At 63.6% G+C, this 13,782-nt stretch carries 11 protein-coding genes; 8 read left to right on the forward strand and 3 right to left on the reverse strand.

The window, feature by feature from the left end:
- Nucleotides 1-178 precede the first annotated feature (178 nt).
- Complete coding sequence (locus LDN95_RS11355) at nucleotides 179-1,069, forward strand: kinase (RefSeq protein ID WP_370631681.1); 891 nt, start codon at nucleotides 179-181, stop codon at nucleotides 1,067-1,069.
- Nucleotides 1,070-1,126: 57 nt separating this feature from the next.
- Here the strand turns inward: LDN95_RS11355 and LDN95_RS11360 are convergent, their stop codons facing one another.
- The 3 genes from LDN95_RS11360 to LDN95_RS11370 all read right to left on the reverse strand — a co-directional run bounded on the left by LDN95_RS11360 (nucleotide 1,127) and on the right by LDN95_RS11370 (nucleotide 3,234).
- Nucleotides 1,127-1,528 carry a winged helix DNA-binding protein gene (locus LDN95_RS11360; protein WP_226017791.1) on the reverse strand — a complete coding sequence of 134 codons (402 nt, stop codon included), beginning with the start codon at nucleotides 1,526-1,528 and terminating at the stop codon, nucleotides 1,127-1,129.
- 202 nt (nucleotides 1,529-1,730) lie between these two features.
- Entirely contained in the window at nucleotides 1,731-2,177 is a 447-nt protein-coding gene (locus LDN95_RS11365) for a hypothetical protein (protein ID WP_226017792.1), read from the reverse strand.
- Nucleotides 2,178-2,460: 283 nt separating this feature from the next.
- The gene (locus LDN95_RS11370; RefSeq protein WP_226017793.1) at nucleotides 2,461-3,234 is read right to left on the reverse strand and encodes a helix-turn-helix transcriptional regulator; all 774 of its coding nucleotides are present in this window, start codon (nucleotides 3,232-3,234) and stop codon (nucleotides 2,461-2,463) included.
- A gap of 512 nt (nucleotides 3,235-3,746) precedes the next feature.
- Between LDN95_RS11370 and LDN95_RS23310 the strand changes: the two genes are divergently transcribed.
- From LDN95_RS23310 to LDN95_RS11405, 7 genes are all read left to right on the forward strand, one after another.
- Nucleotides 3,747-5,429, forward strand: coding sequence for a histidine kinase (locus LDN95_RS23310; RefSeq protein ID WP_226017794.1), 1,683 nt, complete (start codon nucleotides 3,747-3,749; stop codon nucleotides 5,427-5,429).
- Nucleotides 5,426-6,052, forward strand: a complete 627-nt coding sequence (locus LDN95_RS11380) for a response regulator transcription factor (protein ID WP_226017795.1) — start codon at nucleotides 5,426-5,428, stop codon at nucleotides 6,050-6,052. Before LDN95_RS23310 ends, LDN95_RS11380 begins: the two co-directional genes overlap by 4 nt.
- A 97-nt stretch (nucleotides 6,053-6,149) precedes the next feature.
- Complete coding sequence (locus LDN95_RS11385; RefSeq protein WP_226017796.1) at nucleotides 6,150-6,521, forward strand: hypothetical protein; 372 nt, start codon at nucleotides 6,150-6,152, stop codon at nucleotides 6,519-6,521.
- A 222-nt stretch (nucleotides 6,522-6,743) separates the two neighbouring features.
- Nucleotides 6,744-8,507, forward strand: a complete 1,764-nt coding sequence (locus LDN95_RS11390; RefSeq protein ID WP_226017797.1) for a type I secretion system permease/ATPase — start codon at nucleotides 6,744-6,746, stop codon at nucleotides 8,505-8,507.
- Nucleotides 8,504-9,865: an HlyD family type I secretion periplasmic adaptor subunit gene (locus tag LDN95_RS11395; protein WP_226017798.1), complete on the forward strand. Its 1,362-nt coding sequence runs from the start codon at nucleotides 8,504-8,506 to the stop codon at nucleotides 9,863-9,865. Before LDN95_RS11390 ends, LDN95_RS11395 begins: the two co-directional genes overlap by 4 nt.
- Before the next feature lie 13 nt (nucleotides 9,866-9,878).
- Entirely contained in the window at nucleotides 9,879-11,696 is a 1,818-nt protein-coding gene (locus tag LDN95_RS11400; protein ID WP_226017799.1) for a TolC family protein, read from the forward strand.
- Nucleotides 11,697-11,819: 123 nt separating this feature from the next.
- On the forward strand, nucleotides 11,820-13,748 hold the full coding sequence (locus tag LDN95_RS11405) for a potassium transporter Kup (RefSeq protein ID WP_226017800.1): 1,929 nt from the start codon (nucleotides 11,820-11,822) through the stop codon (nucleotides 13,746-13,748).
- Nucleotides 13,749-13,782 lie beyond the last annotated feature (34 nt).

Below are 13,782 nucleotides of genomic sequence, written 5' to 3' on the forward strand. Positions count from 1 at the left end.
GCGAAAGATTGCGCGCATTATGTTCCCCCGATGATGCAAATGGTGCGAGACGAATCGCTATATACGATCATATATAGCCAAGCCCTCGGGTCGCAAGTCCACGCCCCATCCCCACCCCCATGGCCTTGCGCCCGAGGGCAACAGACGCCACTCTGCCGCTGGCCCGACTGGAGTGCAGATGGTGGTGACAGGATCGGCCAACATGCAGTGCGTGGCCGCAGTAACGGCGCTGATTGCAGATGCGCTCGCCGGTTCGCCGCAGCGCTTGCTGGTGATCGGCATCGCGGGTGCGCAAGGCTCGGGCAAGTCGACGCTTGCCGGGGCAGTTGCCGCGCGCCTGAACGCGCAAGGAACCGCTACAGCGGCACTATCGCTCGACGACCTTTACCTTACCCGCAGCGAACGGCTGGAACTGGCCGCGCGCGAGCATCCGTTGCTGGCAACACGCGGCGTGCCCGGCACCCATGATGCGGCACTGGGTCTGGCCACGATCGCCGCGCTCGAACGGGGCGAAGCGGTGCCCCTGCCGCGCTTCGACAAGGCGCGCGATGACCGTCGGCCTGCCGATGACTGGCCGCTCGCGCACCCGCGAACGCAAGTTCTGTTGTTCGAGGGCTGGTGCATCGGTGCTAGGCCGCAAACCCCATCCGAGCTTGCATTGCCGGCCAACAAATTGGAAGCCGACGAGGACCGGGACGGGCGCTGGCGGGGCTATGCCAATGCCGCGCTCGCCGGTGACTATGCGCGGCTTTTCGCGCGAATCGACCGGCTCGTGTTGTTGGCTGCTCCGGGGTTCGAGGTCGTCGCGCGCTGGCGGGGCGAACAGGAAGCCGCCTTGCGCGCTGCAAGCGTTTCAGCCGCGCCCACGGCATCGGACACGGATGGATCGGCGGAGACGCGAGGGCTGCTCGATGCTGCCCAGTTGCGCCGCTTCATCGCCCATTATGAGCGGATCACCCGCGCGATGCTGGCCGAAATGCCATCACGCGCGGACTTGCTGATCCGGCTTGGCGCCAACCGCGAGGTGCTGGCGATCACCGGCAGGCAGGGGCGCCTGCCGTTCGCATGACGGCGGCATGATGGCCGCATGACGGCCGAGGGCCTGCCCCTCGGCCGCACCCCATGCCTATTCCGCCGCGTGGAGGAACGGGCTGGGCATGACAATCTGCGCGCTGGCACCGTCAGGAATGACCCGCCGTAACGACGCAAGCATGCCAAGCAGGAAGCCGTCCATCGCCTCCAATCCGCGCTCGGTCAGATAGACGAACGTGCGCCGCCCGTCGCGGCCATCGTCCTCGCGCGCCACAAGTCCGCGCGACTCGAGAATGCGCAGCCAGCGCAGCGCAGTGGTCGGCGGCACATCGGCGCCGATACACGCGCTGGTAGTGGGGACGCGGCGTCCTTCGCGCGTGGCGGCATAAAGATCGAGCAGGATGTCCCAGGTCGGCTCGCCGAACAAGTCGGACGACAGATGCCGCCCACGCCGCCGCCGGGCGACATAGAGTTCGCGCGCCAGCGCGACGGTCACAGAATGTTGTGCATCGCCCACTGTCGAACCACCGCCATCACCTTGCGCACAAGCTTTGGAGCGCGCGCGCCGACCGCTACCAGTCGTCGGCGTCGATGCAAACACCTCGGACTCCACGCAGTCTTGCTCTGCAGACTGGGGTACGGGCACAGATCGCAAATGCCGTACGGTCATCCTTGGACTCCTTGGTTGTGGATGGCCGTCAATCGAGCCTCCATGCGTGGTAACGTCCCGCCCGCTGACGGCGTTGAATATGGGCAACAGTCCCCAGCGCGAGGGCCAGAACCTGCAGCAAGAACGGCAATTGGGTGATCGTCCAGTAGGCCTTGCGCACCATCTGGCCGTCGATGGACTTCGCAAGATGCCCTGTGAGCACGACACCTTGAGCAGCGCAGGCCAAAAGCGGCCAGCCGCGATTGGCGCGCAAGGCGACCCACAAAAGCGTGACGAACGCCCATATGTCGATCACCGCATGGCCAGGATTGACCGAAAACCATTCGACATTGCCGAATGCGGCGTGATTTCCGGCATCCAGCGCAAACGTTGCAAAAAGAATCCCCGCAACCAGCCGCTCCGGCTCGTCGCCCTTGCGAACGGCGAGCAACACCGACACCAGCAGCAAGATGCGCGAAAGCCAGACGATCAGCATCGCTCATCGCCACCGTCCGCAGCATGCGCCCATCAAGCTCATGCTGCGCGGATTGGGGGTTTGCTTGCGACGCGGTGCAGGTCGCTCCACGTCAGCGCCTGCCGAGGTTTGGTCAGTCACCGCAAAGCTTCCAGGCCGATGAACGGCGCAGCGTTGGCCAAGCGCATCTGTGCGGCATCCCCCGTCATCCCTGTCGCCGCCTCAATGTCGCCACTTCAACCTCCAAACCGCAGAATGCCCCCCGACACCCGCGTATGCTTGATCGAAATTGCTGGCAGACCGATCAGCGCCCACTCATGTCCGACAACTGCGCGATCATCGCGAGGCTGCCCAGCATGATCAGGATCAGGGACGCAGCGATAAGCGCGATCGCGCTCAGTCGCACCAGCGTGCCGTTCGGTCCGTCAAACAATTCCGGGAGGACACGATGGTATTGCCCAGTCGAGATACCCGCTTCTGCCCGCTCCATTGGCAACGGACCTTTGCGGCCATCCTGTGGGGGCTGTGTTCCCGTCGGGGGCGCCACCATGTCTTCCTGAGTTCCGACCTGCCCGGCGCTTGCTGCCTCCACGATACGGGATAACCCATATACGGATCGTTCGTATATCGCCTGATCAGATTGAATCGGCTGCAAAACTTCACGCTCGGCCAGCAGCCGCCGATAGACCTGGGCCACTTCTCCACGCGTCGCCACGTTCAGTTTGGCGCGCGCGAACATGATGCGCTGATCTACGGTATGTGGCGAAATTCCGAGCAGCCGGGAAATCTCTTTCGATGTCCGGTGTTCGATGAGCAGATCGAGCACTTCACGCTGTTTTGCCGTGAGTGATTCGAGCAGGCTTGGCGATGACTCCTCCCGAGTATCGGCCGGCGGAGGAGCGAGCGCCAGGACTTCTTCCGGCCCGCTAAGCTGCCGGGCCGCAGCCGGCTGGATCTTGCCTCCCGGCGGAAGCGAAGACTCCTGCCTTCGCAGGATTCGCCAGCGACCGGACTGGCTGAGACTGATCGACAACCAATCGAGTTTGGCGTCGTTCGGTTTCCTCACCCTGCGCGTCATTCGCCCTGCCGCACATCTTGCCGCACGCCTTGCGGCAACCCTTGCCCGGCACAAGACGGGCGGCGCGGGCGGCGGCTTAGCGGGCTTCACAGATGGATTGCCAGAAACTTGCCGACTTGGAAGGCTCAGGCCCAAGCTATTCGGACCGAAGGCGCTCAGAGAAGCCGAATCAACACCCTGACCGTCGGAATCCGACGCTTCCACGATGCCGACAGCCCGCCGGCCCGACGCCGCAGCCGTCGGCCTCCCATCATTTGCAGCAACCATTTTGCCCCCCAGAAACCGTTTGCGGTTTCCGCCCAATTCACACCATCATCTCCGGCCCAAGGGGATGATGGCATCGCTACCCGTTTTTTAGATGCTGCCACTATCTTTCAGCAACTCAGGCAAGAATGGTCCAATCCGGCGATGATCGCAAGAGGGATGATCGAACACCACCATTTCGGCGGGAAGCCATGCCGCGGTAGACCGCGTTCGGCAGTGGGCGCTTTGCAGGCAAGGAGGCCTGGCACGTGACCGAAACCATGACCGAGAAGAAACCCGAATCGGGTCGGCGCAAATTCAACCGCAAAAGCGGACGGGTTCTGGCGACAAGCCGGGTACTGATCGCCGTCGCATTCCTGCTGGCGCTTGCGCTGGATCCGACTCAACCGGCCAGAAATCCTCATCTTTGCTATGGATTCCTGATCGGCTATCTTGCGTGGTCGCTGCTGCTCATGGCGATCGCCTGGTGCAGTTGGTGGCACGACTTCCGCCTGGCGGGCATCGTCCACGTGACCGACATCGCCTCGTTTCTGGCCGCCGTCTATTTCACCGAAACCAGCAACGGGGAATTCATCAGCCCGTTCACGGCGTTCGCGGTGTTCCTGCTGATCAATGCGACGATCAGGTGGGGTTGGAACGGGATTGTCGGCACGGCGCTGATATTGCTGCTGTCGAACGGGTTGGCCGCCGCTTTCCTGGTCGCATACGGATATGATGTGGACCCATACCGCTTCGCGCGGCGCCAGACTTACATGGTACTGCTCTCGATCATGCTCACTTGGCTGGGTTCCGATCGACGCGGCCGGCCCCCGCTTGCCCTGCCCGAGCCGCCCGGCATTCCGGGCGAGCGCCGCGTACAGGTTATGAGCGGCGCTTTGGCCTATGCCCGCCACTCCATCGGGGCCGGCGGGGCGGCAATCGCTTTGGCGCAGGACGAGGAACCGTGGGTCGATGTGATGCGCGACGACGACGGTGCCGTGATCCACACAAGGATCGGCCCCGGCCCGTTGGCCGACAGCCTTGCCAGCCGGGATTGCGCCGCGACCCTGTTCGACCGGCGGCGTGGCCGCGCGATCGTGGCCCGCACGGATAGCCGCCACGAAACACGTAAGGGGCTGGTCGAAATCGGTCTGGCCGCCCATTGCAACGTCGACACGGGACTTCTGGTCCCGATCTGCTCTGCGGCCGGTAAAGGAGTGCTGTTGCTTTGGGACATCGCCGACGTATGCGTCGATGATCTTGGTGAAGCGACCGGACTGGCGCGCGAGATCGGCCTCGCGCTTGATCGCGAGGAAATGGCCGCCTTGGCGCAGTCAGCGGCGGTTGCGGGCGTCCGCAATGCGCTTGCGCGGGACTTGCATGACAGCGTGGCGCAGTTCCTGGCCGGAACCCAGTTCCGCCTGGAAGCCCTGCGCCGCTGGCTGCGAGAGGGGCGTGACCCCGACCCCGAAATAATCGCGATGAAGGATGCCTTGCGCCATGAACAGGGCCAACTGCGCGCGATGATCGAGCGCTTGCGGCTTGGCGAAAGTGGCGATCGCGGCACCGACCTTGTTGCCGAACTGGCCGCGCTGACCGATGAACTGGGCCACCACTGGCGCATCATCACGAAGCTTGACGCGACGCCCGGCCAGCTCGTCGCACCGATCGCTCTGACTTACGAATTGCGTCAGGTCGTGCGCGAAGCGGTAGCCAACGCCGTCCGCCACGGTGGCTGCAGTCAGGTCTCCGTCGCGGTGACGCGCGATGAACGCGATGCCCTGCGCCTATCGATCAGTGACGATGGCCGCGGATTTTCCGACGAATGTGCGAAAATGCGCCCGCGCTCGATCAGCGAGCGTGTCGAGGCACTGGGCGGACGTCTCCAAATTTGCCATGGACATCCCGGCGCACGACTTGAAATCCAAATTCCGGTAAGGCTGACGACATGATCGGGGTATTAGTGGCAGATGATCACGGTTTCATCCGTGCAGGCGTCACAGCGGTCTTGCGCGGCACGCCGTTCGGAGTCGTGGCTGGCGCCGCCAGTGGCGAGGAAACCCTTGCCGCCATCGCCAGCAACGACCCCCAGATTGTGCTGCTCGACATCAACATGCCTGGCATCAATGGTGTCGCCGCGCTCGAAATGTTGCGTAGTCAGGGGGACGAACGGCCGGTCGTGGTGCTGACTGCTGGCCTGACCGACCGCCAGTTGATTGCGGTCATGCGCGCCGGCGTCAGCGGCATCGTCTCGAAGGAAGGCGCTGAGGATGAATTGCTCGACGTGCTCGAAAAAGTCCACGCCGGACAAAAGGTGATTGCACCAGAGTACTTGCAACGCGCGCTCGATCTATCGCTCCAGCCTGAGGACAAAGGGCCGCTTGACCGGCTCAACCCGCGCGAACGCAGAATCGCCCGGCTGGTCGCGCGCGGCATGCGCAATCGCGATATCGGCCAGGAATTGAACATCGGCGAAGGCACGGTGAAAGTGTACTTGCACGCGATGTATCAGAAACTGGGCATCGAAAATCGCACCGAACTGGCGCTGCTGGCGGTCAGCGATCCGGCGAACTGATCGATGCGGCGCGCTTTCGACGCGCCGCGCTACGCAGTGTTACGTTACGGGCACTCCCCGGATTGCCGCACGTGCTGTCGGCAGCGATTATCGGGACATGGCCCTCACCAATGCCGAACGCCAACGCCGCTATCGCCAACGCCTGAAGGCGCGCGCCTCGGGTGCCGCCTTGGTCGACCAGACCCGCGATGCGGTGAACCGCGCGATCGACGCGCTTTGGGCATTCCACCAGCGACCTGGCCCAAGCGGCGTCCGCTGGGCCGATGTCGATGGCTGCTTCACGCTTGAACTCTATCGCGCGGAACTGGAGCGCAGCCCCGGCAACCTGCTGCAAGCGTGCCGGGCATTTCTGCCTGATTTCGCGGGACTGAGCGCCGCCGAAGCAAAGGCCATCACGCAGGTCATCGAACTGTCGGACGCACTTCGACTGGCACCGCCACGCCTGATACCGCTGGCAAATGCGGCTTGAATGTTAGGCGGCGTGCGCTGATGCGCTGGTGCGCTGATGCGCTTGGCTCAACCTGACCGCATTCGGACATAATAGTCCATTCCTGCCTGTAATAGATCAAGAACCGTAACAATTCCTGCGTAGCGCCGCTTGACTGCTTTGCCAAACCCCATGAACTGGGTGGGTGCAGAGTTGACCGGGCTTGCTGGCCCAATTTTGATCTCCGGGGGGAGTTTCGCGCGCGTGGACCGTCAGTTGTTCAAGGTATTCCTGCAGCGCTATCGGGGCAACCTCGTGTTGGTCGGAGTGGCCAGCACTTTGCTGAACCTTCTGGTTTTTTCCGGATCGGCCTACATGATGCTGGTCTATGACTCGGTCTTGCCAAGCCGCAGCATCCCCACCCTCATCGGTCTGTTCGCCATGCTGGTGCTGCTTTACGCATTCCAGTCGGTGTTTGAGGCGATCCGCAGCGAAGCGATGCTCGGTGTCGCCAACGGCGTACACGATGACCTGTTCTCCGCGGTCCACTACGCCACCGTCAGCCGCCCGCTGCGCAGCGGCCCCGATCGCGGAGACGGGCTGCAATTCACCCGTGACCTTGATGCGATCCACACTTTCCTTGCCGGGCAAGGTCCGGTCGCGCTGATCGATCTGCCGTGGGTGATCGTGTTCATGCTGGTGCTGTTCGCGCTGCACTGGTGGCTCGGCCTCACCGCGCTGGCCGGCTCGCTGATCATGGCAGCGCTGGCGATCTGGTCGAACCGGCGCACGCAGGAAGGGTCGAAGGAGATCGCCACGATCACCGGGCGTCGCTCGGCCGCAGCCCTGTCGGAAATCCGCTTTGCCGAATCGGCGTTGGCCATGGGGATGCAGGACCGCCTAGTCGCGCGCACGTCGGCGTGGGAAGATGACTTCATCGCGGCCCAATCGTTCCTGTCGCGCACGGTGTCGCGGCTTGGCGGAGCCAGCCGGTCGTTTCGTATGCTCCTGCAATCGCTGATCCTCACAGTCGGGGCACTGCTGGTGATCGACGGCAAGGCAAGCGGCGGCGTCATCCTTGCCTCATCGGTGCTGTCGGGCCGCGCACTGTCGCCGATCGATATGGCTATCGCTAACTGGCGGGGCATGGTTGCAGCCCGTTCGGGCTGGGGTCGCGTGGTTCAGGCCATCGGCATCTACCGTAAGCCGCCCCCGCGCACCGTCACGCTTGCGCGGCCCAGTAACGAGATATCGATCCGCGAGCTATGGATGAACCCGCCCGGGGCGCAGCGCTTCACCCTGCAGGGCGTCACGCTTTCGCTGACCCCGGGACAGGCGCTGGCCGTGATCGGGCCGAGCGCTGCGGGCAAAACGACGCTGGTCCGTGCCATCCTCGGCATCTGGAAGCCCGCGCGCGGCGAAGTGCGGCTCGACGGCGCTACGCTTGACCAGTGGGACGCAGAAACACTCGGCAGCTACTTTGGCTATGTCCCCCAGACAGTCGACCTCGTCGATGGCTCGATCGGCCAGAACATCGCCCGCTTCGATCCCGATGCGACGTCGGAACAAGTCATCGCCGCTGCCCGCGGGGCTGGCATGCACGAAGCGATCCTCGCGCTGCCCGATGGTTATGAAACGCAAGTGTCGGGCGGCGGCGTCGAGTTGTCGGCTGGGCAGCGCCAGCGCATCGGCCTCGCCCGCGCATTGTACGGCGATCCGTTTTTGCTCGTGCTCGATGAAGCCAACTCCAACCTCGATGCAACCGGCGATGCGGCCCTGGCCGACGCGGTCAACGGCGTGAAGGCGCGCGGTGGCATCGTCATCATGATCACCCACCGGCCCGCAACACTTGGCCCAGCCACACACTTGGCCGTGATCAACAGCGGCCGCCTCGCCGACTTTGGCGAAAAGGATGCCGTGCTCAAGCGCCTGCACGGGGCGGAGCCGCCGCGCATTGTCAAGGAAGGCCAGCCGAGCGCTGCAGCCGATGGGCAGGGCCGCGCGACCTCTGAAGGAACCGAGGCATGAGCAGCAACGCCATCGTACCGACCGCGGATCAGGCCAAGGCCCTGCTGCCGCATCTGTGGGACGATCCCGCGCAAAAGACGCATGCCGCCACGCCGCGACTGCTACGCCGGCTGCTGCAGGCGGTCGTCGGCTTTTTCGGGGTTCTGGTCGTGCTGGCTGCCATTGTGCCGATCGGCGGCGCAGTCATTGGTGCGGGCCAGGTCGGCGTCGAATCGCGGGTCAAGCGGATTGCTCACCCGAACGGGGGCGTGATCAAGGAAATCCTGGTTCACAACGGCGAACATGTTGAGGCCGGGCAACTCCTGATGCGGCTTGATGACAATGTCACCGGTGCCGACGCGCAATATTCCAACCTGACGGTCGAGCAGTTGCTGGCGCAGAAAGCACGGCTGGAAGCCGAGCGTCTTGGCGTCGGCGGCATCGCCTTCCCCTCGGAATTGACAGGCGCGGACAGCGATACCGCGCGCAAGGCGATGGCGGACGAACAGCACTTGTTCGGGATGCGCCAGCGTGAGGAGGCGGACATCAAGGCGCAGCTTGCTGCACGGATCAACCAGTACCAGCAAGAGATCAAGGGTCTGGAATCGCAAATCCACGCCATGCAGGCGCAGCGCAAGCTGATCGAACCCGAGCGTCAGGGGGTCAAGGAATTGTGGGACAAGCAACTGGTCACGATCAACCGGCTGAACCAGCTTGAGCGGACTGCGGTCGACATGGAAGGCTCGATCGGTTCGCTCCAGTCGCAGATCGCCCAGACCCGCGCCAAGATCACCGAGGCGCAGGAACAGGCGATTCAGACCACCCAGACCCGGCGTGTGCAGGCGGGCAACGATCTGGCACAGGTCAACACCGCGCTCAACCAGCAGCAGATGCGCTCGATCGCTGCGGTCGATGGCAAGACCCGAAGCGAAATCCGTGCGCCTTATTCGGGCACGATCGAAAAGATCGCCTTCTCAGCTGTCGGAGACGTGGTGCGGCCTGCCGAACCGATCATGGAAATCGTGCCCGACCATGATGCGATGGTGGTCGAAGCGATGGTCAGCCCGACCGACATCGATCAGGTCGTACGCGGGTTGAACGCCCGCGTGCGGTTCTCGTCGTTCAACCGCGCCACCACGCCCGAAATCCCCGGCAAGGTCGTCTATCTGGCGACCGACCGGACGGAAAACGCCGAGTCACACCAAAGCTTCTACATGGTTCGGATCGAAGTGGATCAGGCAGCGGTCAAGCGCGAAGGCATGACCTTGCGCAGCGGTATGCCCGCCGAAGTCTATATCGAAACCGGCAACCGCTCGCTTATCTCCTATGTCACCAAGCCGTTGCGCGATCAGTTCATGCGCGCGTTCCGCGACAATTGAGCGATCGAGCCCGATGACCAATTCCTCCCAGCCAGCAGGGCGCACGGTGTTCGCGCGAAGCCTGATTATCTCTGTCGGCCTGAGCTTGCTCGCGGTGCCATGTGCGCCACTGATGGCCGACGCGCCCGGAGGCAAGACTCCGGCACTGCCCGAAACGACCATGCCTCGTCCGCAGCCCGTCCGGGAAAGCAGCGTAAGTGGCTACGTCACAACTGCGCGATCGATGGCAGAAGCGCAGGCACCTACTCCGCTCGGTCCACCTGCCCCGGCAGACGAAGGAACTGGCGAGCGGGATTATCTTGGGGGCGATGCGGATGAGCGCGTTCAGATCCGACCGGCGCTGCCTTCCGATACCCCAGCCGATATCGTGGCACGCGCCGATGCTGCGGTTCCGGTCACCGAATTGGCTGATGCCCTCAGACTGGCTTACTGGACTTCGCCAAGCGTTCTGGCGCAACGTGCGACCTTGCAACAATACGGTTACCGACAGGCAGAGGTCCGCGCCGAGTATGGGCCAAAGCTCGATTACCAGTTGACCCATGGCTGGCAACGCGACGATAGCGAGCCGACGTTTCTGCAACGCCGCCTCGGCTCGTCCAGGAACACAATCATCGGGGGCTGGAGCTCGAGCGCCGCTGCGATCCTGACCCAGCCACTCTATACTTTCGGCCGCAATTTCTCTCAGGAACGTGCGGCCAGCGCGCAGCGGGCCTATCAGATCCAGTTGGTGCGTTCGAACGAGCAGCAGGCGCTGCTGGATGCGGTGTCCGCCTATGTCGGCGTTCTGCGGGACCGCGCAGGCGTCGGGATCGCGACCGACAACCTGCAGGCACTGCAACGCGAACTGGGTGACAATCAGGCGCGGTTGAAGGTACGCGAGGTCACCGCGACCGATCTTGAGCAGGTGCTCACCCGCTATGAGCTTGGCCGCGCGCAACTATATAGTGCCCAACGCGACGCAGCATCGAGCGAGGCCAACTTCGTCCAGCGGGTCGGCGCTCCGGCCGGGGCGCTGGTGACGCCACCCGAGTTTTCGCTGCCGGTGCAGTCGCTCGAAGAAGCCTACGCATTTGCTGAAGTGCACAGCCCCATCCTTTTGGCTGCGCACGAGCGCGAGAAGGTTTCGCGGGCCGGGGTTTCCGCTGCCAAGGCCGACCTCATGCCGCGGCTGGACTTGCGCGCCAGCGCCACGCGCGGCAGCCTCAGCGCTTACGACAACTATGCCCACTACAACGAGGAAAAGGCCGAAATCATCCTGTCCGGCCCGATCTTCGAAAGCGGTTTGCGACAGGCAAAGGTGGCCGAAGCGCAAGCCGCCAATGACAGCGACTGGCGGTTAATAGATGCTGCGCTGCGCGAAAGCCGATCGGGTCTGGCACAAGCATGGAACGACTGGCTGGCGCAAAGTGCCGGGATCGACCGACTGGCGGCTTCGGTCGCCTCGGCCCAACGCGCGTATGACGGCGCGGTTCTGCAGGAGCGCGCCGGACAGTTCACCACGCTGGACGTGTTGCAACTGCTGCGCGAGTTGCTGTCGGTGCGGAGCAGCTACACCAGCGCAGTCGCAAACGCCTACATCGCCAAGGCCAGGCTGTTGGCGCTTATGGGAGCGCTTGAGCCGGGCTGGGTACTGCCCGGTGAGGCACGTTATGATGCCGAAGGCCGCAGCGCTCGTGCCGCGGGGAAGGGCAATACGCCCGTGGTGACAACCGTCATCCGCGCGATCGACGGGCTTGATCGCGCGGTTCCGGCCAATCGGGTGGCACGCGATCCGGGTAGCCGGTTCGAGCCGGATGCGGTCAGGTTGTCCGAACCGGCGCCGCCCAAGTGAACCGTGGGGGAAAGGCACCCGGTCGGCCGATCGGCAATTCGGCCATCGACCCAGCATGGCGCTTTGGCGCAGAACCCATAAAAACGCTGGCGAAGGGCGTTAAGGAAGCGTAGCGGCGCGCCCATGACAGCCCTTTCGACCGCGATTTCGCACGATGGCTCACCCGATTCGAGCCAACCGGATGACGGCCTCCATCATGGTGACAGCCTGAGCACGTTGGCCGTCGGCGCGATCGGCGTGGTATTCGGCGATATCGGCACCAGTCCGCTCTATTCGCTGAAGGAAACTTTCATCGGCCATCACCGGCTGCCGGTCGACACGCCGCATATATTCGGCGTGCTGTCGCTGGTATTCTGGACGATGATGCTGATCGTCACGGTCAAGTACGTGTTCGTGATCCTGCATGCCGACAACAAGGGCGAAGGCGGCAGTCTGGCACTGCTGGCCCTGCTCGGTCGCAAACTGGGCGAGACCCGCTGGAGCCACTTCACGATCCTGCTCGGGATCATCGCCACCGCGCTGTTCTATGGCGACGCGATCATCACCCCGGCCATGTCGGTCCTCTCGGCAGTCGAAGGGCTTGAGGTCGTCCACCCCGCGTTCGAGGAAGTGGTGCTGCCAATCTCGATCGCGATTCTGATCGGACTGTTCGCGATTCAGGCACGTGGCACGGCAGCGGTGGGCAAGCTGTTCGGACCGATCATGCTGATCTACTTCGCGGTCATCGCGGCGCTGGGGATCAGCGGCATTGTCCGCGCGCCGCAAGTGCTTTGGTCCTTGAACCCATGGTATGCGCTCAATTTCTTCCTGCTTGACCCGGCATTGGCCTTCCTCGCGCTGGGCAGCGTGGTGCTGTCGGTGACCGGGGCCGAGGCACTCTATGCCGATATGGGCCACTTCGGCCGCAAGGCGATCACGATCGCATGGCTATGGGTCGCATTTCCCTGCTTGCTGCTCAACTACCTGGGGCAGGCCGGAACGCTGATGGTGCAGCCCGAACTGGTCGAAAACCCGTTCTTCCTGATGGCGCCCGAATGGGGCCGCCTGCCGCTGGTGATTCTGGCCACAATGGCCACGATCATCGCAAGCCAAGCGGTCATCTCCGGTGCCTATTCGGTCAGCCAGCAGGCGATCCAGCTTGGCTTCCTGCCGCGCATCCGCATCCTGCACACCAGCGCCAAGGCCGCCGGGCAGATCTATGTGCCGCTCGTCAACTGGGCGCTGCTGGTGCTCGTCGTGCTGCTGGTGTTGGGCTTCAAGTCCTCGTCCAACCTTGCTTCGGCCTATGGCATTGCCGTTACCGGCACGATGTTCATCTCCGCCTGTATGTTGGGGGTGCTGACCTTTGCCGTGTGGAAGTGGCCGCCGGTGCTGGCCACCGCGATGACCGGGGTGTTCCTGCTGGTCGATGGCGCATACTTTGCCAGCAATATGACCAAGATCCCCGACGGCGGCTGGTTCCCGCTACTGGTTGCAGCAATCGTGTTCGTGATGCTGACGACCTGGGCCACAGGACGGCGCATCCTGCGCGAACGGCTGGCCGAAGATTCGATGCCGTTCGACTTGTTCCTCAACTCGGTATGCGACAAAGTCCGCCGCGTTTCGGGTACTTCGGTGTTCCTCGCCTCCACGGCTGAGGGCATTCCCCCGGCGCTGCTCCACAACCTCAAGCACAATCATGTTCTGCATGACCGCGTCGTGGTGCTGACCGTCGTTACTGAAGGCGTGCCCCATGTGCGGCCCGAAACCCGACGCGAGGTCGAGGATCTGGGGCATGGTTTTTATCGCATGGTCATCCATATCGGCTTCATGGACGAAGCCAACGTGCCAGCCGAACTTGCCGCCGAAGACCGGGCGGGTGGTCCGTTCAAGCCCATGGAAACCAGCTACTTCCTCGCCCGCCAGACGCTGATCGCCTCTAAGCGGCCCGGCATGGCGATCTGGCGCGAAAAGCTGTTCGCATGGATGGTGCGCAACGCCGAAAGCGCGATGCAGTTCTTCAAACTGCCGACAAACCGCGTGATCGAACTGGGCAGCCAGTTGGAGATCTGACGCCCGCACGGGTCAATCCAAGGCCGATTTAATC

It is taken from the genome of Novosphingobium sp. FKTRR1 (genome assembly GCF_020404405.1).
Lineage (GTDB): Bacteria > Pseudomonadota > Alphaproteobacteria > Sphingomonadales > Sphingomonadaceae > Novosphingobium.